Below are 2,120 nucleotides of genomic sequence, written 5' to 3'. Positions count from 1 at the left end.
AAATCCATTGAGTAACCAGCGAAAGTAATAAGCGGAGTTTTATCTGTAAAACAAAGTTAAGCTAGCAAATCCACTAGTTGTGCCTTTTTACGCGCAGAACTTCCGATTGTCCCCTGTAAGAAAAGCGCAAGTCGCCCGTAATCGTCGATATAGAGAGACTTAGTCGATTGAAAATCGGCTTAGTCCATCTTAATGCGTACAGAAAGCGATAGCTTTCTGTAGCCAAGCACAAGACAAGCCGGCGGGAAGGTTGTTCTTTAACCTTCTCGACGGACCCGCTTGTGACCTCGAGCCGATGGCTTCTTGAGCTGGACAATTCTCAAATTCGAAACATATAAATTCTGGTGATAATATAAAAGAAAACCAGACCTCCATTAGGAAGCCTGGTTTCTATTTTTAATGATCGTGGTCACAATCGTCGTGGCTATCACAAGCCCCGCCGCCACTCTTCATACTTGCACCTGTTTCACCCATTAATACGTCTCCACCTGTTGAAACAATAATTTCATCGGTAACCGTATTAGAAATAGTGGAAGCAATCAGCTGAAGCAGTTCATTGACCTCTACCTGTGATTGTTTAAAATCCTGAACAACAGGAATTTCATCCAATTCTTGTTCAATTGTAGCAATCTTGTCTTCCACCTTTTTTAGTGCTTCTTGTTTTCCATAATGTTGAAGATTCACTGCTTGCTTTTGTAGACCCTTAATATCTGAAATTAACGTTTTTACCTTTTGATTTTCATGAATATGAGCTTCTGCTCGCTTAAAGAAGTCAACTTCCTCTGTTTCTGTTATCATGCGAGCTAATTCTGTTGCACGCGCGACGATATCGTCTTTTGTATATTTCCCCACTTTAATTCACCTCAACTGGTTCAAATTCTTCCACCATTTCTCCGTTTAATGACCATGTCCTTGCTTCTGTAATTTTGACTTTAATGATTTTGCCAATCATTGATTTTGGTGCGACAAAGTTAACAAGCTTGCTTTTTGAAGTGTACCCAGCAAGAACCTCAGGATTGTTTTTACTTTCGCCTTCTACCAAAACATCAACTATTTGGCCTTCATATTTTTTCATCGCTTCTAAAGAACGATCATTAACAAGTTTATTTAAACGTTGTAAACGTTCTTTCTTTACCTCCATCGGAACATTATCCTCCATTTTTGCAGCTGGAGTTCCTTCCCGTGGTGAATAAATAAAGGTATATGCCAATTCATAACCTACCTCACGATATAGAGACATCGTTTCTTCAAACTGTTCGTCTGTCTCGTTTGGATAACCTACGATAATATCCGTAGTTAAAGAAACGTTTGGTATCGCCGCCTTAATTTTTCTTACAAGCTCTAAATATTGCTCTCTTGTATATTTACGAGCCATAATTTTTAACACATCTGTAGACCCTGATTGCACAGGTAAATGGATATGGTCCATTAAGTTCCCGCCTTTTGCAAGAACTTCAATCAAATGATCATCAAAGTCACGTGGGTGGCTTGTCGTAAATCGAATCCGTGGAATATCGATTTTTCGCAATTCATCCATAAGGTCACCCAGGCCATAGTTCAGACCTTCTAAATCTTTACCATAAGCATTTACGTTCTGCCCGAGAAGGGTAATCTCCTGGTAGCCTTGTGCAGCTAATTGGCGCACTTCCTGGATAATCTCTTCAGGACGACGACTCCGCTCTTTCCCGCGAGTGAAAGGAACAATACAATACGTACAGAATTTATCACAGCCATACATAATGTTTACCCAAGCCTTAATTTTCCCACGGCGAACTTTTGGAAGGTTTTCGATAACGTCACCTTCCTTAGACCAAACCTCAACCACCATTTCTTTAGACATATACGCTTCATGCAAAATGTTTGGCAGACGATGAATATTATGAGTACCAAAAATCATATCCACTTGATTATAGGTTTTAAGAATCTTATTAACTACAGATTCTTCTTGTGACATACATCCACAAACACCTATAAGGAGGTCAGGCTTTTCTAACTTCAAATGCTTTAAATGTCCTAATTCACCAAACACTTTGTTTTCTGCATTCTCACGAATTGCACATGTATTCAAAAGAATTACATTTGCCTCTTCTGTGCTATCAGTAGGTTCATACCCTAAAGCT

At 39.3% G+C, this 2,120-nt stretch carries 2 protein-coding genes; both read right to left on the bottom strand.

From position 1 onward, the window contains the following. Nucleotides 1-396: 396 nt before the first annotated feature. Nucleotides 397-852, bottom strand: a complete 456-nt coding sequence (locus TY15_RS22890) for a YlbF/YmcA family competence regulator (protein WP_040205066.1) — start codon at nucleotides 850-852, stop codon at nucleotides 397-399. Nucleotide 853: 1 nt separating this feature from the next. Further along, a partial coding sequence (gene miaB / locus TY15_RS22885; RefSeq protein WP_042375707.1) for a tRNA (N6-isopentenyl adenosine(37)-C2)-methylthiotransferase MiaB occupies nucleotides 854-2,120 on the bottom strand: 1,267 nt, incomplete at its 5' end.

The sequence above is a fragment of the Neobacillus jeddahensis genome (assembly GCF_000612625.1).
GTDB lineage: Bacteria > Bacillota > Bacilli > Bacillales > Cytobacillaceae > Neobacillus > Neobacillus jeddahensis.
Note: the sequence above shows the minus strand (reverse complement) of the source record. Positions and strands in the feature narration are given on the sequence as shown.